The organism is Paracoccus aestuariivivens (genome assembly GCF_009711225.1).
Taxonomy (GTDB): domain Bacteria; phylum Pseudomonadota; class Alphaproteobacteria; order Rhodobacterales; family Rhodobacteraceae; genus Paracoccus; species Paracoccus aestuariivivens.
Genome location: NZ_WMIE01000006.1, coordinates 182,102 through 200,479, shown reverse-complemented (window position 1 = coordinate 200,479; position 18,378 = coordinate 182,102). Strand labels below are relative to the sequence as shown.

20 protein-coding genes are annotated in these 18,378 nt (G+C 64.6%); 3 read left to right on the top strand and 17 right to left on the bottom strand.

What is annotated here, in order from left to right:
• Positions 1–10 precede the first annotated feature (10 nt).
• The 9 genes from GL286_RS12445 to GL286_RS12405 form a co-directional block, all read right to left on the bottom strand.
• Entirely contained in the window at positions 11–688 is a 678-nt protein-coding gene (locus GL286_RS12445) for a hypothetical protein (protein WP_155095883.1), read from the bottom strand.
• A 179-nt stretch (positions 689–867) separates the two neighbouring features.
• Complete coding sequence (locus GL286_RS12440; protein WP_155095882.1) at positions 868–1,827, bottom strand: magnesium transporter CorA family protein; 960 nt, start codon at positions 1,825–1,827, stop codon at positions 868–870.
• A gap of 78 nt (positions 1,828–1,905) precedes the next feature.
• Positions 1,906–2,553, bottom strand: coding sequence for a 3-oxo-tetronate 4-phosphate decarboxylase (gene otnC / locus GL286_RS12435; RefSeq protein WP_155095881.1), 648 nt, complete (start codon positions 2,551–2,553; stop codon positions 1,906–1,908).
• Positions 2,550–3,809, bottom strand: coding sequence for a 3-oxo-tetronate kinase (otnK, locus tag GL286_RS12430; RefSeq protein WP_155095880.1), 1,260 nt, complete (start codon positions 3,807–3,809; stop codon positions 2,550–2,552). Before otnK ends, otnC begins: the two co-directional genes overlap by 4 nt.
• 64 nt (positions 3,810–3,873) lie before the next feature.
• A complete protein-coding gene (locus tag GL286_RS12425; protein WP_155095879.1) occupies positions 3,874–4,539 on the bottom strand; it encodes an aspartate/glutamate racemase family protein in 666 nt (221 codons plus the stop codon).
• 33 nt (positions 4,540–4,572) lie between these two features.
• Entirely contained in the window at positions 4,573–5,988 is a 1,416-nt protein-coding gene (locus GL286_RS12420) for an NAD(P)H-dependent oxidoreductase (RefSeq protein WP_155095878.1), read from the bottom strand.
• A gap of 116 nt (positions 5,989–6,104) precedes the next feature.
• The gene (locus GL286_RS12415) at positions 6,105–7,613 is read right to left on the bottom strand and encodes a tripartite tricarboxylate transporter permease (protein ID WP_155095877.1); all 1,509 of its coding nucleotides are present in this window, start codon (positions 7,611–7,613) and stop codon (positions 6,105–6,107) included.
• A 21-nt stretch (positions 7,614–7,634) separates the two neighbouring features.
• The gene (locus GL286_RS12410) at positions 7,635–8,084 is read right to left on the bottom strand and encodes a tripartite tricarboxylate transporter TctB family protein (RefSeq protein ID WP_155095876.1); all 450 of its coding nucleotides are present in this window, start codon (positions 8,082–8,084) and stop codon (positions 7,635–7,637) included.
• Positions 8,085–8,151: 67 nt separating this feature from the next.
• Positions 8,152–9,126: a Bug family tripartite tricarboxylate transporter substrate binding protein gene (locus GL286_RS12405; protein WP_170295166.1), complete on the bottom strand. Its 975-nt coding sequence runs from the start codon at positions 9,124–9,126 to the stop codon at positions 8,152–8,154.
• Positions 9,127–9,386: 260 nt separating this feature from the next.
• Between GL286_RS12405 and GL286_RS12400 the strand changes: the two genes are divergently transcribed.
• Entirely contained in the window at positions 9,387–10,289 is a 903-nt protein-coding gene (locus GL286_RS12400) for a LysR family transcriptional regulator (protein ID WP_155095874.1), read from the top strand.
• A 9-nt stretch (positions 10,290–10,298) separates the two neighbouring features.
• Here GL286_RS12400 and GL286_RS12395 read toward each other — a convergent pair whose 3' ends face one another.
• Together GL286_RS12395 and GL286_RS12390 are read right to left on the bottom strand one after the other, a co-directional pair.
• Complete coding sequence (locus tag GL286_RS12395; protein ID WP_155095873.1) at positions 10,299–11,207, bottom strand: dihydrodipicolinate synthase family protein; 909 nt, start codon at positions 11,205–11,207, stop codon at positions 10,299–10,301.
• A 28-nt stretch (positions 11,208–11,235) separates the two neighbouring features.
• The gene (locus GL286_RS12390) at positions 11,236–11,847 is read right to left on the bottom strand and encodes a LysE/ArgO family amino acid transporter (protein WP_155095872.1); all 612 of its coding nucleotides are present in this window, start codon (positions 11,845–11,847) and stop codon (positions 11,236–11,238) included.
• 90 nt (positions 11,848–11,937) lie between these two features.
• Between GL286_RS12390 and GL286_RS12385 the strand changes: the two genes are divergently transcribed.
• Positions 11,938–12,831 carry a LysR family transcriptional regulator ArgP gene (locus GL286_RS12385; protein WP_155095871.1) on the top strand — a complete coding sequence of 298 codons (894 nt, stop codon included), beginning with the start codon at positions 11,938–11,940 and terminating at the stop codon, positions 12,829–12,831.
• Here GL286_RS12385 and GL286_RS12380 read toward each other — a convergent pair.
• Positions 12,811–13,599, bottom strand: coding sequence for an AraC family transcriptional regulator (locus GL286_RS12380; RefSeq protein WP_343038884.1), 789 nt, complete (start codon positions 13,597–13,599; stop codon positions 12,811–12,813). The two genes, GL286_RS12385 and GL286_RS12380, sit on opposite strands and share 21 nt — an antisense overlap.
• Here GL286_RS12380 and GL286_RS12375 point away from each other — a divergent pair.
• The gene (locus GL286_RS12375; RefSeq protein WP_246184933.1) at positions 13,576–14,697 is read left to right on the top strand and encodes a DMT family transporter; all 1,122 of its coding nucleotides are present in this window, start codon (positions 13,576–13,578) and stop codon (positions 14,695–14,697) included. The genes GL286_RS12380 and GL286_RS12375 overlap by 24 nt on opposite strands.
• Here GL286_RS12375 and GL286_RS12370 read toward each other — a convergent pair.
• The 5 genes from GL286_RS12370 to GL286_RS12350 all read right to left on the bottom strand — a co-directional run bounded on the left by GL286_RS12370 (position 14,633) and on the right by GL286_RS12350 (position 18,372).
• On the bottom strand, positions 14,633–14,959 hold the full coding sequence (locus GL286_RS12370; protein WP_155095869.1) for a type II toxin-antitoxin system RelE/ParE family toxin: 327 nt from the start codon (positions 14,957–14,959) through the stop codon (positions 14,633–14,635). The genes GL286_RS12375 and GL286_RS12370 overlap by 65 nt on opposite strands.
• A complete protein-coding gene (locus GL286_RS12365; protein WP_155095868.1) occupies positions 14,959–15,219 on the bottom strand; it encodes a type II toxin-antitoxin system ParD family antitoxin in 261 nt (86 codons plus the stop codon). Before GL286_RS12365 ends, GL286_RS12370 begins: the two co-directional genes overlap by 1 nt.
• A gap of 62 nt (positions 15,220–15,281) precedes the next feature.
• Positions 15,282–16,049 (bottom strand): enoyl-CoA hydratase/isomerase family protein, encoded by a 768-nt coding sequence (locus GL286_RS12360; protein WP_155095867.1) that lies wholly within the window; start codon positions 16,047–16,049, stop codon positions 15,282–15,284.
• Positions 16,046–17,179 (bottom strand): ABC transporter substrate-binding protein, encoded by a 1,134-nt coding sequence (locus tag GL286_RS12355; protein ID WP_155095866.1) that lies wholly within the window; start codon positions 17,177–17,179, stop codon positions 16,046–16,048. Before GL286_RS12355 ends, GL286_RS12360 begins: the two co-directional genes overlap by 4 nt.
• Positions 17,176–18,372 carry a CaiB/BaiF CoA transferase family protein gene (locus GL286_RS12350; RefSeq protein ID WP_155095865.1) on the bottom strand — a complete coding sequence of 399 codons (1,197 nt, stop codon included), beginning with the start codon at positions 18,370–18,372 and terminating at the stop codon, positions 17,176–17,178. Before GL286_RS12350 ends, GL286_RS12355 begins: the two co-directional genes overlap by 4 nt.
• Positions 18,373–18,378 lie beyond the last annotated feature (6 nt).

Sequence of the window (18,378 nt, the reverse complement as noted above, 5' to 3'; positions counted from 1 at the left end):
CGCTTGGCCGTTATCGTTCGAGGCGGGACAGGACGGCTTCCCAGCCGATCATCTCTTGCGCGCTGCGGCTGTGATTGCGGAACCACTTGGCGTTCTTCTTGCGCAGGGCGTGGATTTCCTCGCGGTTGTTCTTCACGAAATGCACAAAGACCATCGCGCGGATATCCAGCGCCCTGATCGCGCCGAAAACCCTGTCCAGATCGGACTGGACGGCGCCATCCAGAAATTTCACGCCCGCGCGGGTCGAAACCGGACAGGGCTTAAGCTGCTTGCCCTTGCCGCTATATTCGATCGGCAGGAACTCGAACCGCTCGACGACAAGCCCGCGAAAATCGACGGTCTGCGACAGGCGCTCGGCCTCTTCCATGATGTAGTTGTAGCAATCCTTCGCGGTCACCAGACGTTCGCTGAGTTCCTCGGTCAGATCGCGGATCAGACGGGTGATGACCGTGCTGTCATTCGGCGCACCGGTCAGGGCAACCGGACCGATCAGGATCGGCTTGGGTCCGCTTTTCGGCACCTCTGAAACCGGATGTGCCGCAGCGTCCAGACTTTCGTCGAGGTTGTCATCGTCCTGCGTCGCGCCGGACGGAGCCGCAGCCGCTGTGCTGCTCAGGAACGGAGAGATATTTCCATCGAACTCAACACCCTGACCTTTCGATCGCGACGGAAAAAGACCCCCGAACATGAGCAACTCCTACGGTACAAAAACAGTTAAAGGTTGATTAAGTACTGAATTACCGCCCTCGTAGATTGCTTGACCTGTCCAGTCGACCCGTCTTTCTGGACAGGTTTCAAGATTCTTCCTCTACGGCGTTCAAATGGCGCGGTTTCCCCACCCCTATGGCCGGAAAACCGGCCTAATCGTCACAGCCACTTACGCCATTTGAACAGGAAGAAGGTACCGACCGCCGACAGCATCATCAGGATCAGCGCCATCGGATAGCCAAAGGACCAGTCAAGCTCGGGGATATCGACGAAATTCATCCCGTAGGCCGAGGCGATCATGGTCGGCGGCAGGAACAGGACGGACACGACCGACAGGATCTTGATCGTCTTGTTCTGCGCCAGATTGACCATGCCAAGCGTCACGTCGATCGCCATCGCGACACGGCTGGACAGGAAATCGCAATGCACTTCCAGCGCGTTGATATCGCGCATCAGCCCCTTGACCACGGGTTTGAGCGCCCGCCCGTCCGACCCGCCGTCCAGCGTCAGGCTGAAATAGCTCAGCGCGCGTTCCACGGTCAAAAGCGACAAGCGCACCCTGCTAATCAGATCGGATTCATGCGCCACCTCTTGCAGCGCGTTCTGCAGGGCGCGGTCATCTGCCGATGCGCCATCGTGAAAGACCTTGCCGGTGACCGTATCCAGCACCCGCCCCGCCCCTTCCAGCAGATCGGCGAGACGGCCGACCACCTCTTCGAGCAGGGACATGAAAACCCTGCGCGGACCGCCGCAACCGGGACCGACCTTGTCGGCGCGCAGGGGATAGGTCTCGAACGGTCGGGGGGCGTGGTGGCGCACGGTGATCAGGCGATCCGGTTGCAGGATGAAACAGACCGGCCCCGAAACCGGCGCCTTGGTCTCGCTCAGACCCGGCAGGACGACGGTGTAATAATCGACGCCGTTCTCGCGATAGATCCGGTTCGAGATCTCTATCTCTTCCATATCGGCCAGCGTGGGGATCTGGACGCCCAGCTTCTCGACATCCGCGATCTGCGGCGGCATGGGACGGTACAGGTCGATCCACACCGCCTGCGAAAGATCGCCGCCCTGCTCGATCTTTTGCAGTTTTGTCCCGTCGGGGGCATAGGCGAACAGCATGGCGGACCTCGAAGCGCGGTTGCGACCCCCAACGACTAGCCCGCAGGTCGGCGGCATTCCATAGGAAAGGCGGTCCGCCTAGTCCCAGTCGGGCGCGAATGTGGTCACAAGGCGGGCGATCTGGTCCTTGGTCAAATGGCGCGGCGACATGCCCCGCGTCAGGATCGCAAGGCGGGCGGTGTCCTCCAGTTCCTCGATGGCGTTGCAGGCGGATTCCAGATCCTTGCCGGCCACGACGGGCCCGTGATTGGCCAGCATCACCGCCGAGCGCCGCCCCGCCAATCCGCGCACCGCCTGCCCCATCTCGGGATCTCCGGGCATGAAATAGGGCAGCAACTGCACCTTCCCCAGCCGCATGATCGCATAGGGTGTCAGCGGCGGCAGGAAATTGTCCGGATCGACATCGGGCAGCAGCGACAGCGCGACGGAATGGCAGGAATGCAGGTGAACCACGGCTCCGGTCTGGTTGCGCGTGTCGTAGAACGACTGATGCAGCGGCATTTCCTTGGTCGGCTTGTCACCCTCGATCAACCGGCCAGACGGATCGAAACGGCTAAGCCGCGCGGGATCAAGGCGGCCAAAGCTGGTGCCGGTCGGACTGACCAGCAGCCCCCCGTCCGGTGTCCGCGCCGAGATATTGCCGGTCGATCCGCCGGTCAGCCCGCGATCGAACAGCGATTTCGCCAGCATGCAAAGCTGCTCGCGCAGTCTGGTTTCGTCGCTCATGCCGCCTCCAGCACGTCCAGCGCGTCCGAGAAGAAACTCTCGCGGCCGAAATTGCCCGATTTCAGCGTCAAGGCAAGCTCGGTCCCCTGCGAGACGCAGTAGCACCACGGCACACCGGGGGCGATTTCCGGCCCGATCTCCATATGGTTCACCCCCAGCGCCTGCGTCACCGCCCCCGAGGTCTCTCCCCCCGCGACCACGATGCGTTGCGCGCCCAGATCGCGGGCGCGGATGGCACAGGCGGCCAGAGCGGCCTCGACGATCTCGCCCGCGCGGGCGACACCCAGACGCTGCTGCGCGGCGCGAACCTCGTCGGGGGTGGCGGTGGCATAGACCAGCGGGGCGCGGTCCAGATCCTGCGCCGACAGCCAGTCCAGCGCCGCCTGATGCCCGCTTTCGGCCAGCGCGACCGGATCAAGCCGATAGGCCGCCGCGCCGCGCGCGAGGTAATCCGCCACCTGCCGGTTCGTCATCGCCGAGGCGCTGCCCGATAGCACCACCGCCGCAGATCCCAGCGCCGGAGCCACAGGTTTTGCGGCATCGCGCGACAGGGTGCCGTCTTCAAGGTAAAGCCCCGGCAAGGGCATCGCCACCGCCGAGCCGCCCGTCATCAGAACCATGTCACGACAGGCCCGCGCCACAACCGCCAGATCGGCATCGTCGATCGCATCGACCACGACATGCGCGCCCGCTTGCGCGATCCGCTCGCGCAGGGCCGCCGCGCCTTTTGCGACAAAGGTCCGGTCGGCCAGCCCGACGCTGCCGCTGACCTGAGGCGCAAGCAACCGCATCAGATTGCTGTCGCGCATCGGGGTCAGCGGGTGGTCCTTCATCGGGCTTTCGGCCAAGGGCAGATCGTTGACGAACAGGTTGCCCATGAACACGCGGCGACCGTTTTCGGGGAAAGCCGGACAATAGATCGTCTGCGACAGGCCCAGCCGCTGCATCAACGCCTGAGCCACGGTGCCGATATTGCCCGAGGCCGTGCTGTCGAAAGTCGAGCAGTATTTCCAGAAAAACCGCTTGGCCCCTGCCCGCTGCAACCAGTCCAGCGCGGCGCCGGCCTCGGCGATGGCGGTCTGGCGGGGCGCGGTGCGGATCTTCAGCGCGATGATCTCGAAGGCGGCGGTATCGTCGCCCGGAGGCGCGACCGGCACGCCCGTATGCAGCCGCACCCGCACCCCCGACCGCGCCAGCAAGCCCGCCAGATCGGTCGCTCCGGTAAAGTCATCGGCAATCGCGCCCAACACAGTCATTTATTCCCCATCCCTTCATTCCTTCCGCCAAGATCGCGAACGACCGGCGGTGTGTTCCCCGACATCATCCTGCGACCCGCGCCAGCATCTCTGCAACCGCGGATTCCGGCGCGGACAGGACCGGAGCCGAAATCGCCGCCTGAATATCGGCCAATGCACGCGAGGTCGAAAAATGCGCCAGCATGATCGCATCGAAACCGCGCAATTCCGCAACCGCCCCGACCAGCAGCCGGTTATGCGTCACCGCGTCACCCGCCCGCAAAGCCTCGATCGCGCCCGAAACAAGGACCGTCGTCAAGCGGGCATCCGACCCGACCGAAGCGGCAAGTTCGTGGAACTCCTGCTCCATGCTGGCAATCGCGGGGGCAAAGGTCGCCAGCATCGCGATCCTTGTCCCCATGCCGATAGCCGCGCGGAACATCGGCTCGTTCGGCTTGACGACCGGAACCGGCAGGCTCCGGTCCAGTTGCGCCAGCGCCGGACCGAAGGCCGAGCAGGTAGCCAGAATTCCCCGCGCACCCAACCCGAGCCCGTATCGGCCAAGCGCGTCGAAGCGGGCGAATATCTGCGGGGATAGCGGCCCCTCGCCATCCCGTTCGCGGTCGATCCCCAGAGAATCGTCCAGCAGGTTGATCGCCTCGGCCTCGGGCCAAAGCCGCGCCATCGCCTGCGCAACCGGTTCCATCGCGACGGGCGTTGCGTGCAGCAGAACTATCCTTGGCCGGTTCATTCGGTCGTCCCTATCGGCAAGATCATGCGGGCGTCACAGCAGGAACGTCTGGTCCTGTTCGCGGCGCAAGGCCCATATCGTCGAATGGGCGGGCTCCTCGACCATGTCATAGGTGATCGCGGTGCCTGCGGGGATATCGACAGCGGCGCGGTTTCCGGTCAACAGATGCGCCGTCGCCAGATTGCCCTGCGCCACCGGTCGGGCCGGAACGATGCGGGCGGTCATCATCGGATCATGGTCATTGCCGAAGACCTCGCCCGCCTTGATGTCGCGCGCGGCGACCTTGACCAGATCGAAGCGCGGACGGTAATCCGCCGTTCCGGTATCAATGCCCAGCAGACCCGCCATCAGCAGCGAGGTCGCGGTCTCCACCCCGCACAGATGGTAGGGGCGATAGATCACGACCACGGATTCATCATGGTTCGCGATCTGGCCCTTGGTGGCAAGGATGTGCTGCGAATAGGCATTGTCGGCGCGGACCACCAGCCACACACCGCCGCCCAGACCGGATTCGTCGGGCGTGCGCAGACAGGTCGCCAGATCGATCGCGCCGGGCTTTTCGAACATCCCGCCGCTGGCGGTTTCGGCATAGGCCTCGGGGATCTCGGTGATGCGCAGGGGGGCGTGATACAGCGTGTCCACCTGCGGAGCCAGACCGGTATAATTCGCCGCCACGGTGATTTCACACAGATCGTAGGAACCGGGCTGGGGCAGTTCGGCCAGAATACGCGCGCGTGCGGCCAGATATTCCGCGACCTGACCGGCAGGGATCGCGGCCAGATATTTGCGGTCCTCGGGCGCGACGGTGATCTGTTCCTTATAGGGCGCGTGGATCTTTTTGTCGGTCCTGATGGTGACGGTTCCGGCGGCGGGATCGTAGACGAACTCGCCATCGGTCGCCTTCCCGCCCGAGATCACCGTCAGCCCGATGGATTTGGCCCATTCGTAGAACGCGATCAGCAAGCCGTGCTGGTCGCCATCGACCGGCGTGTAGACGACGCCCGCCTGTTGGGCTTTCCGCTTGAGGATCGGCCCCACCGAGACATCGCAATCCTTGGTGATCATCGCGACATGCTTGCCATTGGCGAAGGCCTCAAGGGCGAATTTCGCGCTGGCCTCGGGGACGCCGGTGCTTTCGGCGACGATATCGACGGCGGGAACCTCGGTGACGATCTCGGGATGGTCGGTATAGACGCGCAGCCCACGATCGATCAGGGCCTGAGCCTCGGCGGCGGTGGCGGCATAGGCCAGCGTTTCGGCCGCAAAGCCTGCCTTTTCATAGGCCCCCTTGGCCGCCTCGACCGAGATATCGGCGACCAGCACCACCGACAGGCGCGGCGTATGGGGGTCTTGGGTCACGATGGCCGTGCCGTAATTGCCGGCCCCGATGATGCCGACGCGAACCTGATCGGTCTTGGCGAAATGCTCGTAAAGGTAGTGGTAAACCATGTCTCGATCCCATGCGGTTCGGAGGCCCGTGCGGAAGAACACGGGGGATGGATACGGGCGGGTGGAACGCCGCCCGATAGGGTTTCACGTCATGCCCGTCCGGCGACGGGTCACGGTCAGTTGGTCGCGGGTCGTGCGCGCTGGTTGCGGATCTGCTTGCGGATCAGCGGCCAGAACAGCATCACCGCGCTGGCAAGGAACAGGACGACCGCGATGGGGCTTTGGAAGAAGACCGAAGGATCGCCATTCGTGCCGACCAGAGTGCGGCGGATGCCCCGTTCAAGGATGGGACCAAGGATCAGGCCAAGGATCAGCGGCACCGGCGGATAGCCCAGTTTCATCATCACATAGCCGATCACGCCAAAGGCCATGGCCAGCATCACGTCGAACATCGAATAGTTGATCGAATAGATCCCGAAGGCCACGATGGCGATCACGGCGGGGAACAGGTATCCCGGCTTGACGAAGGCGCAGCTGGCCAGAAGCGGCGTCAGCAGGATGGTGATCGCGACAAGGGCGAGGTTGCCGATGTAGAAGCTGCCGAAGATCGTCCAGACGAAATCGGGCTGGGTCTGGAACAGCATCGGTCCCGGTTGCAACCCGATCATCAGCAGCCCGCCCAGCAGCACCGCAGTCGTACCCGAGCCGGGGATACCCAATGCGAACATAGGGATCATCGAGCCATAGGACGCGGCGTTATTGGCGGCTTCCGGCGCGGCGACGCCCTCGTAGGCGCCATTGCCGAAGCGCTCGGGGTCTTTGGCCATCCGCTTGGCGACGGCATAGGTGATCATCGTGGCGGCGGTGGCCCCTGCCCCCGGCAGAACCCCGACGATGAAGCCGATGACCGAACCCGTGCCCAGCTCGCGCCAGCAGCGGATGATCTTGCGCGGCTGCGGCAGCAGATCGCGCATACGGAAGCGGATCTGGTTCTCGCCCTCGGCCTCGCCCAGATGGGTGTTGTACATCTCGGCCAGCCCGAACAGCCCGACGGCAAGGATCGAGAACTCGATCCCGTCGAACAGATGCGCCGAGCCCAGATCGAAGCGCGGAATGCCGACGATGGGATCAAGCCCGACCGTGCCCAGCCACAGGCCCAGACACAGGCCAAGCAGGCCCTTGATCGGGTCCTTGCCGCCCAGCACGCTGACCAGCGACAGGGCAAAGACCATCACGGCCGTCATCTCGACCGGACCAAAGGCGATTGCGGCGCTGGCGATGGTGGTGGCGAAGGTGGTCAGCAGGATCAGCCCGACCAGACCGCCGATGAACGAGGCCGCGATCGAGATGCCAAGCGCCGCCCCCGCCTCGCCGCGCTTGGCCAGCGCGTAGCCGTCGATGACGGTCATGGTTGCGGCTGAATCGCCCGGTATCCCCAGCAGGATCGCGGTGACCCCGCCGCCATATTGCGAACCGTAATAGACCCCGCCAAGTGCGGCGACGGCAGCCGTGCCGTCAAAGCCGATCACCAGCGGCAACAGGATCGCGACCCCCGCCGTCGGGCCAAGGCCCGGCAGGGCGCCGATGAACAGGCCGACCACGGCGCCGAAGGCCACGGCAATCAGGATCGTTGGCGACGACGCCGCGGCGATCCCGTTCAGTAGAAGACCCCATGTCTCAAGCATGATAGATTCCCCGGATGGCCATCACGGCAAGGCGACGGCCAGAAACTTGACGAAGATGAGATAAAGCACGCCCGACATCACCGCGGCGGCCAAGGCGGCCCGACCGATCATGTCCGGTGTACGCGCACCGAAGATGATCGCGATGGTGACCATCAGCCCGAAGCCCGAAACCAGCATCCCCAAGGGCGAGGCCAGCCCGCAAAAGGCGATCAGGGCAATGCTGGTCAGGACGACCCGCATGATCTCGGTCGTGCCGATGATTTCGGACAGCATCGCGTTCTGCCGCAGGACCTTGAGGCAGTTGATGCCGGAAAACAGCACGATCCCCGCGCCGACGATCACCGGAAAGAAGCCCGCGCCCGGCGTTCCGCTGTCGATGACGCCAAAGCCGATGCCGCTGGCGATGATGTAGAAGCCCAACAGAAACAGCATCGCCGAAACCGCAAGGTCCAGTGTACGCACTCGAAGCATTGTTATTCCCTTTCCTGAGGGGAAGGCGGATGAGCGCGGCGGCCCCGCAGGGCGCGCCGCAAACGGGTCACTTCAGCAGACCCAGTTCCTTCATCATCGCCTCGTAACGGCTCGAGGTCGCCTCCATTTCCTTGGCAAGGCTCGCGCTGTCCAGATACAGCGGGATCTCGTTGAAACGGTCGAGATAGGCCTCGCGCCATTCGTCGCTTTCTGCCACCGATTTCAGCACACCCTCCCAATAGGCGACGGCCTCGGCCGGAACGCCCGCGGGCATGACGATGGCGCGCAACTGGGTGTGGTTGATGTCATAGCCCAGTTCGGGGAAGGTCGGGACTTCGGGCAGTTCCTTGATCCGCTCGGGGGCGGAAACCGCCAGCGGGCGCATCTTGCCGGCGCGGACCTGTTCCAGCATCTCGTTGGGATTGCCCCACATCAGATCCAGATGGCCGCCCAGCACCGCGCCGATCACCTCGCCGCCGCCGTCATAGGGCACGACACGGATCTGCGTGCCCATTTCCTTGTTCAGCAGATGCGACAGCAGCGCCTCGTCCGCGACCGCGCCGACCGAGCCGACCCGCAACGAGGACGCGGACTTGAGGTCATCCAGCGACTTGATGTCCGACCCGCTGTTGACGACCAGAATATAGGGCGAGCGTGCCAGCGCCCCGAGCGGGGTGAAACTTTTGTAATTGTAGCGCATCTTGCCCAGAAGCGGCGTCGTGAAGAAGCTGACGCCCACCCCGCCCAGATAGCTGGCATCGCCCTCGTGCGAGTTCAGGTAGTTGTAGCCGATCGCCCCCGAACCGCCGGGACGGTTCTCGACGATCATGGTGACGGGCAGAAGCTTCTTGTCCTCGATCACCCGCGCCACGGTGCGGGCAAGGATGTCGCTACCGCCGCCGACACCGGCCGCGACGACATAGGTGATGTTCTTGTCGGGATAGGTCGCGGCGCGGGCAAGGCGCGGCACCAATGGCGCGATCCCAAGCGCGGCAAGGCCCGCTCCGAATGACCGGCGGCTGATTTTGAACTCGTTGACCATGTTTCTCCTCCGTTTCGTTCGCGACCGCTCCGGCGTCACGAATAGCCGCGGCATCCATGATGATGCGTCAGGCCACGGCCCGTGTGATGGGAAAAATGCTCCCAAGACGACCGGCGTTCAGGCGCGGTCGGCACGACCCATTCGAAACTGTAAGAGCGATTTCCTCCGCTGACAGGCAATCTGGACCCTGCCGATAGGATAGACAAGTTTGATTTTCCCCATGATTATGCAATCTGGCAGACCAATCAAAAGGCCCCCGGATGGAACTGGACGGACATGTCAACCTGAAGCTGCTTCAGACGTTCATCATTGTCGCAACCGAGGGCAGCTTTCGTGTCGCCGCCGAGAAGCTGCACCGTTCGCATTCCGCGATCAGCAGCCAGATCAAAACGTTAGAGGATCAGTTAGGCGTCACCCTGTTCGAGCGCACAACCCGCAGCGTGTCCTTTACCCCCGAGGGAAAGCAGCTTTTCGACAGCGCCAGACGCGCGCTCTACGAGGTGCAGCTGGGTCTGCGGCAGGTGCGCGAGGCCGTCGATTTCAAGCGCGGCCATCTGTCGGTGGCGAGTTCGTCGAATATCGCGTCGATCCATCTGCCGCCGGTCCTGACCTCGTTCGTGCGGGCCTATCCGCAGATCAAGGTGACGATCCGCGAACTGACCTCGCGCGAGCTATACGAGGCCTTGCACCGCCGCGAGGTCGATTTCGCGCTTGGCCCGATGCTGGAAGACGAGGCACTGGAATTCACCGCGATCCTGAACGATCCGGTGCAGGCGCTGGTCCCCGCCGATCTGGTCGCGCCGGGGACGACCCGCATCACATGGCAGGAACTGGCCGGATTGCCGCTGCTGGTCCAAAGCCGCCAGACCGCGATGCGCCGCCTGCTGGACCGGATGATGGATCAGGTCGGCGTCACCGTCGAAACCCGCTACGAGTTCATTCAGGGCGAGACGATTATCGCCATGGTCGAGGCCGGTCTGGGCGCCGCCATCCAACCCGCCTCGCGGCTGAAGCGGCTGAAGGACACGGAATCGGTCGCCATTCTGGATCTGGTCGAACCCTCGGTTGACCGGACCATGGCGCTGATCACGCGCCGCAATCAGGTCCTGTCCCCCGCCGCCAACCGCTTTGCCGAAACCATCCTGCACAGCCTGCGCCAGTGACCCCGCCGCTTAGCCCGTTCCCAGTATTTCGGGGGGCAGATCGCGCAAGACGGCTGCAATCTGCTGCCTGACCCCGTCGCTGACCGGCAGAACCGGACGCGGCGGGGCGAGGTGGCACAGGTCCAGTTGCGCCACGATCTCGTGCAGGACGCGGTAACTCGAATGAGCGCGGAACAGATCCCAGACCGGTCGCAAGGCGGCGTCCAGACGGCGGGCCTCGGGCAGATCGCCGTTCCGCACCGCCCGCACGATCCCCAGACAACCCGCGGGCAAGGTGCCGCTAAGCGCCGAATGCCACAGATCCGCTCCGGCGATCATCGCCTCGGCGCAGTTCCCGTCGCCGCTATAGCCGATCGAGAACCCCTTGGTGACCGCAGTTCGCTGCGACGCAAGATGCGAGGGGATTTCCTCGGGGGTGCAGGTCGGGTTCTTGACCGCGACGATGCCCGGAACCCGCGACAGCCGCGCCACCAGATCGGTCGAAAAGCGGAAATGCGTCGTGGCCGGATTGTCATAGATGCAGATCGGCAGGCCGCCCTGATCCGCCACCGCCGCGAAATGTTCAAAGACCTCGGCCTCGTTCAACGGCAGATAGGACATGGCGGATAAAAGGCCAGCCGATGCTCCGGCGGCCTTCGCGTCCTGCGCCAGACGGATCGCCTCATCGGTCCTAAGCGCGCCGGTCCCGACAATGACCGGAACGGTTCCGCCGACCTCGTCCAGCGCGGCATCCACGGCGCGACGCCGTTCGGACCGGTCGAGATAGGGGTAACTGCCCGTGCTGCCGAGCAACCCGACCGAATCCACCCCCGCATCGGCCAGCCGCCGGACCAGCCTGCGCAGCGCGGCGGTATCGACCCGACCTCCCGCATCGGCCGGCGTGACGGGATAGGCGGACAGGCCTTTGAAGATGGTCATCGGAACCTCCGTTTGCATCGGATTAGCGTCACGCACCAAGCACCAGTTTCAGGGCGATCGTCCACATCACGATGGCGATCACGCCTTCAAGGATGCGCCAAGCCGAGGGACGGGCAAAGATCGGGCGCAACCGCATCGCACCATAACCCAGCGTGAAAAAGAACAGGAACGATGCGGCAATCGCCCCGACCGCAAAGGAAAGCTTGTGGCCCTCGAAGCGGGTCGCGATGGTTCCCAGCAGGACGACGGTATCCAGATAGACATGCGGATTGAGCCATGTCAGCGCCAGACACATCGCAAGGGTCGCTGCCAGTCCTGACCGCGCGGGCGCGTCAGAAGCCATCAGCGCGTCTTGCGACCGGAAGGCCGAGCGCAGGCTTTTCAGCCCGTACCAGAACAGGAACCCCGCGCCGCCGAAGCGCATCACCGGATCGAGCCAAGGCAGCCACGCCGCAATCCGGCCAAAGCCGGTCACGCCGACCGCGATCAGGAGCGCGTCCGACACCGCGCAGGTCAGGCAGACGGGAAAGACATGCTCTCCTTTCAGGCCCTGCCGCAGGACAAACGCGTTCTGGGCTCCGATCGCAAGGATCAGGCTTAGCCCCATCGCCATTCCCGTGAAGAAGACCGTGATATCCATTTGCGCTCTCTGCCCTTGACTTGGCCACGGGTTAGACCGCTTCCTGACATTAGCCAAATTAAAACGTCTAATCCCAGATTAGGAAAACTCATGTTCGACTACCCCGCCGCGCGCGCCGTCTTTCTGGTGGTCCAGACCGGCAGCTTCGACGGCGCGGCACAGGCTTTGGGGGTCACGCCATCGGCGGTTTCCCAGCGGGTGCGCGGGCTCGAGGAACGGATGGGCGTCGTTCTGGTCGAACGTGGCACACCCTGCACCGCCACCGATGAAGGAGCGTGGCTCTGCCGCCATATGGAGCAGGTGGGCATGCTGGAACGCGGCCTGATGGATCACTTCCCGCGCATGCAGGACCAAGGCGCGGCGACCCCCGTCACGCTGCATCTGGCGACCAATGCCGACAGTCTGGAGACATGGTTCCTGTCAGCCGTCGCGCGGGTCGCCAGGGAAAGCGGCTATCTTCTGCATATCTCGGTCGATGACGAACAGCACACGGCGGACTGGCTGCGGCGGGGCCGCGTCATCGCGGCGGTGACGGCCTTGGGGAAACCGGTGCAGGGCTGCCAGATGAAGGCGCTGGGTCGGCTGCGCTATCATGCCGTGGCCAGCCCCGATTTCATCCGGCGCCATTTCCCCGACGGCGTCACCCCTGCGGCGCTAAAAGCGGCCCCTGCCCTGACCTTCAACCAGAAGGACCGCCTGCAACAGAACTGGGTCCAGCAACAATTCGGGCGCAGCATCGCTTTTCCCACCCATTGGCTGCCCTCGACCAATGGCTTCGTCACGGCCGCGCTGGCCGGAATGGGCTGGTGCCTGAACCCGCCGCAGTTGATCGCGGGACATCTCGCCTCGGGTCAGCTGGTCGAACTCATTCCCGATGCAGTTCTGGATGTGCCGCTGTTCTGGCAGACCAATCGCCTTGCCGCAGACAGCCTTGCGCCCCTGACCCGCGCGATCCTGAGCCGTTCAAAAGAGGTCCTGCACTGACCCGGATCCGTGTCGCGGCTGGTGCCAGAGCGCGCGGTATCCGGCGGGAGTCCTGCCGGTATGCGCGCGCAGCACGCGGGTCAGATGGCTTTGGCTGGAAAACCCGCAGGCATCAGCGATCTGGGCAATCGGCATCGGCCCGCGCAAAAGATCCTGCGCCCGCCGTACCCGCCTTGCCGTCAGCCACGCATGGGGCGGCATTCCGCGCGACAGCTGGAACATGCGGTGGAAATGATAGCCCGACAGTCCGGCCAGTCCGGCAAGATCGTCAAGATGGATCACCGCGTCCAGATTGGCCTCGATCCAGTCATCGATCCGGCGCAGCAGATGCGGCGCAAGTCCGCCGCGCAAATGCGGGCTGTGCCGCGACAGACCCGCGATCAGATCGGCCAGACCGGCCTCGGCAAGCAGCACATCTTTGGCGACGGCGGCGACCGCCATGCGTCGCAGCGCCGAGGCCAGCACGGGATCGTCGGCGAAAGTGGCCTCGCGCATGTCCAGATAGCGCACGTCGCAATCATGCGCCTGGGCAAAGCTGGCCCGCAGCCGCGCATCCGACAGGTACAGATGCACGAACCGGAACGGCGAAGTGATTTCCCATTCCGAGCCGCAGCCCTCGGGCATGACGCAGATCGCGCCGGGATGGCCCGAGATCCCGCCCGCATCAAGACGGCGCGTTCCGGTCCCGCCCTCCAGATAAAGACTGAAGGTGTGGTTCTGCGGCGCGTCGTAAAGGATGCGGTCATGCTGGTTCTGCCAGACCGCCACCGAGCATCCCGCCCCCAGATCAAGGTGCGCGGCGCGATGCGCGACGGGCGAGCCCGCCAGAAAGTCGTGAACGGTGTGACGCATATCGCATCGGTAGCGCCACTTGCGCCGCGGAAAAAGCCCCCTGCCGGATTTCACCGCAAGAACGTGCAAAACCCGTACCGCCAAGCGCGCTACATCGCGGCGATGAACACATTTTTCCTTTTTGCCGCCACCGTCCTGATCTGGGGCACGACATGGATCGCCATCGCCGCGCAGGTCGGAGACGTTCCCCTGTTGCAGTCGATCTTCCTGCGTTTCGCGCTGGCGGGGCTGATCATGCTGGCCGGACTGGTCGCGATGGGCCGCCTGCACCGACCGGCACAATGGCGCTTTGTCATCGCTCAGGCGCTGTGCCTGTTCTGCTTCAACTTCATCGGCCTTTATAACGCGGCGGCGCTGATCCCCTCGGGGCTGGTCTCGGTGGTGTTCTCGCTGGCGTCGATCTTCAACGCGGTGAACGCGCGGATCTTCTTCGGCGACCGGATCACCCAGCGCACGATCTGGGCCGGAGCGATCGGCGCGACAGGTCTGGTCCTGCTGTTCCGTGACGATCTGACCGACGGCGCAAGCCTGCAGACCCTGCGCGGCATCGGTTGGGCGGTGTTCGGCACGATGATGTTCTCGCTGGGCAATATGGCCTCGCGGCGCAATTCCCGGCTCGGGGTCACGCCAGTCACCGCGAATGCATGGGGTATGGGGATCGGAGCCCTGACGCTGCTGGCCCTGACCTTGCTCACGGGGCAGCCCATGGTCTGGCCACAAGGAACCGCCTATTGGAGCGCGCTTCTGTATCTGGCGCTGATCGGATCGGTCGTCGGTTTCACCACCTATCTGCTGCTGGTGGCTCGGATCGGCTCGGCGCGGGCCGGTTACGCGACAGTGGTCTTTCCGGTCGTCGCGCTGATGCTGTCCACCCTATACGAGGGGTTTTTATGGACCCCTGCCGCCGTCGCGGGGCTTGGGCTGACCTTGCTAGGCAATATCGTGATGTTCAGCCCTCGGCTATGGCCGCCAGCCGCGCCGGCAGGTCCATCCGGACATGCAGGAAATCGATGACGATCAGGCGGTCAGGCGCGTCAATGAAGACGATGTAATGCTGGCCCGACCGCGCATAGCGCAGGTCCTCGGGCAGCTTGGCATCGACCAGACGGCGACACCCCTGCGAGGGGGCCTGACCAGCCGCCAGCATCCGGCATGTCCCGATCAGATCCTCGGCATAGATCTCGGCCTGACGCTGGCCGAAAGTCTCGACCGTCCATGCGGCAATATCGGTCAGCGCGGCTTCCGCCTGCCGCGTCAGAACCCAAGGTCTGGTCATCAGCTGGCGGCGTTCCGCGCCACGGAAAACGCCCGCCGCACCGCATCCTCGCCCGAGCCTTGCGCAAAGGTTCCGTCCCGTGCCTCAAGCACGCCGCGGGTCAGTCGGGCCCGCAGGTCCTGCAACTCGGCCTCTTCGCGCTCGAGCAGGCGCAGGCCCGCCCGCAACGCCTCGGAGGCATTCTGGTAGCGCCCCGAGGACACCAGATCGTCGATCAGCTTCGATTGCGGTTCGGTCAGAACGACATTGCGCGTCACCATCGCCACTCTCCTTGTTGTTGGCAATATATGCCAACAACCAGAGCCTGTCTATCGAACCGCCCCTAGCGGCGCCTGAACACCGCCGCCCGCTTGGCCTTGAAGGCGGCGCGGCCTTCGTTCGCGTCTTCGGTGGCAAAGCAGATGGTTTGCAGGTCGCGCTCATACGCTATCGCCTGTTCCAGCGGCATATTATAAACCGCAGCCAGATTGGCTTTTGCGGTTTCGGCAGCGATCGGCGCGCGCTCGGCAATCGTCGCGGCGATCTGGACAGCACGGGCGCGCAGCGCGTCCTGCGGGTGGATCTCGCTGACAAGGCCCCATGACAGCGCCTTTTGCGCGTCCACCGCCTCGCCGGTCATCACCATCATCGCCGCGTTCGAGGGGCCGATGGAATGCGCCAGAAGCGCGGTCATGCCGCCGCCTCCGATCCAGCCCAGCTTGATTTCGGGCGCCGCCAACATGGCGGATTCAGCGGCGATGCGGATGTCGCAGGACAGCGCCATCTCAAGCCCGCCGCCAAAGGCATAACCGTTGATCGCGGCGATGACGGGCTTTTTCAGCCCGCGCAGGGCATCGCAATATTCGGTCCGGTTGCGGAAGTCCCAAGGCGTGGCATAGCTGTCGAGCAGCGCGATATCGGACCCCGCGCAGAACGCCTTGCCGGTGCCGGTCAGGACCACGGCACGGATATCGTCGTCGCTGTTGCAACGTGCCACCGCCTCGACCATCAGGACCGCCATTTCAGGCGTCATGGCGTTCAGCTTGGCGGGGCGGTTATAGGTGATGATGCCGACGCGGCCCTCGACCTCGAAAAGCAGTTCTGCGGTCATGGCTGCGGCTCCTTGATCGGGTGGCGTAAGGTCTGGAACATCGCTTCAAGCTCGTCCGCCAGATTGGCGGGATCGGTTCCGGCGGCAAAGCCCGCGCGGATCGCGGCCGAGGCCGCCGTCTGATAGGCAATGCCGCCATCGTGGCGCGGCCTGATCGAGGCGGCTTCAAGCGTCTCGGCAGTGTCGCTGAAGAAATTGCCGCAAGCCGCATTCACCGCCGGATCGTGCCATGCCGCGCGGGTTCCCGGTTGGCCGTCATGGGCGGGGATGAAGCCCTGCTGCGCCTCGGGGCCAAGCAGCCACAGCAGATGCGCGCGCAAGGCCTCGTCCACCTGCGCACGGCGCGACACGGCAATGCCCGTGCCGCCAAGGATCGAACCGGGCGGCTGTCCGGCCGCGATCCGTGGCGCATTGGCGAAACGCAGCGGCACGGAACGGGAAGGCGCGGCGTAATTCACATAGCCATAGACCAGCGGGCACAGCGCCACGTCGTCATGCCCGCCCGACATATGTTCCAGAATGCCGATGGGGTTCTTGCCCAGCACCGAGGCAGGGCTGCGTTGCGCCAGATCGGCAAGGATCGTCAGCGCCCTGATCGCAACCGCGCGCGGAACCGAGGTGTCGCCCTCGCGCAGGTCCAGATCGGGCCGGATCGCATGGCAGACCGACAGGAAGGACAGCCATGCATGCGGACCGGCAAGGGACAGGGCCACCCTGCCCGTCCGGCGCGACAATGTGGCGACCTCGTCCCATGTGACCGGCGCTTGTTCCAGCAGATCGGGCCGCCACGCCATGACCTGCGTGGCGGCGTCCAGAGGCAGGGCCCAGACGCGGCCCGCCATGACATAGCTTTCCATGCTGGGACCGATGGCGCGGTCCGCGATGGCGCGCAGTTCGTCGGGCGAAAAAATCTCGTCCAGCGGGCGCAGGCAATCGGCGGCCAAGGCCTCGCCCAGATGGGGATGATCCAGCACGACCAGATCGTAGCGGGCGCAGTTTTCCGCGATGGGGGCGCTTTCGAACCCTTCGAGCGGCTGGACCTCCCAGCGGACGGGACCGCCCTGCCGCGCGGCCGCCTCAAGCGCGTGGCGGCCGCGCGGATGGTCCCATGTCAGGCCAAGATAGCTCATGCCTCACCCCGACCGATTGCGCCGGAACGCGCCAGTTCCTCGATCTGCGCGGCGTCATAGCCCGCCGCGCGCAGCACCTCGTCGGTATGCTGGCCGGTCAGAGGCGCGCCAAAGCGCAACTCGGACGGCGTTTTCGAGAAGCGGATCGGGAAGCCCGGAGTTTTCACCCGCCCCTCGGTCGGGTGGTCATATTCGATGAACGTACCGTTGTGGCGGATCTGCGGATCATCGACCAGATCGGCATAGCCATAGACCGGCGCGACCCAGATCCCCTCGGTTTCGAGACGGGCCAGAACGTCGTCGCGGGTGAATTTCGCGATCGCCTCGCGCACAAGGGCGAAGGTTTCGTCGCGGTCTTCCCATCCGGCTGTCATCTCGTCCAGAGCGGCAAAGCGCGGCTCGTCCAGGGCACGCGCCAGACCGGGGAAATTCGGCATCGCCAGCGCCATGTATTTGCCGTCGCTGGTCCCGAAGATGCCATAGGGCGAGCGGATATAGACATGGGCATGTGGCTCGGCCGAGCGTTCCTGCGGCTTCTGCCCGACGGTAAAGACCGACAGTTCCTGCATCTGGATCGTGGTGATCGCGTCCAGCATATTGACCTCGACCTTCTGGCCCTCGCCGGTGCGTTCGCGGTGGAACAGCGCGGCCAGCGCGCCCTCGAAGGCGTTATAGGCGGCGATGGAATCGACCAGATATTGTCCGGCGGGGGTCGGTGGCTCGCCCGCCCGCCCCGAGGACATCATCGCCCCCGACATCGCCTGCAACAGCAGATCCTGACCGGGGCGTCTGGCGCTGGGGCCATCCTCGCCATAGCCCGACATCGAGACATAGATCAGGCGCGGATTGATCGCCGACAGCGTGCCGTAATCGACGCCCAACCGGTCCGCGACGCCGGGGCGGTAGTTCTGGATGAAGACATCCGCCGAGGCGACCAGCTTGCGCAGGACCTCGCGCCCACCTTCGGATTTCAGATCGACCGCCAGCGAACGCTTGTTGCGGTTCAGCGACAGGAACGAGACATTGATCCTGTTCCCCGTGATCCCGCCCGCAGGCGCGTGGCGCTGCCATTCGCCGGTCAGGGGTTCGATCTTGATGACATCGGCCCCCAGATCGCCCAGACGCTGCGCCGCAAAGGGGCCCGCCATCGCGATCGAGCAGTCCAGCACCGTGATCCCGTCGAGAATTCCCATGATTTC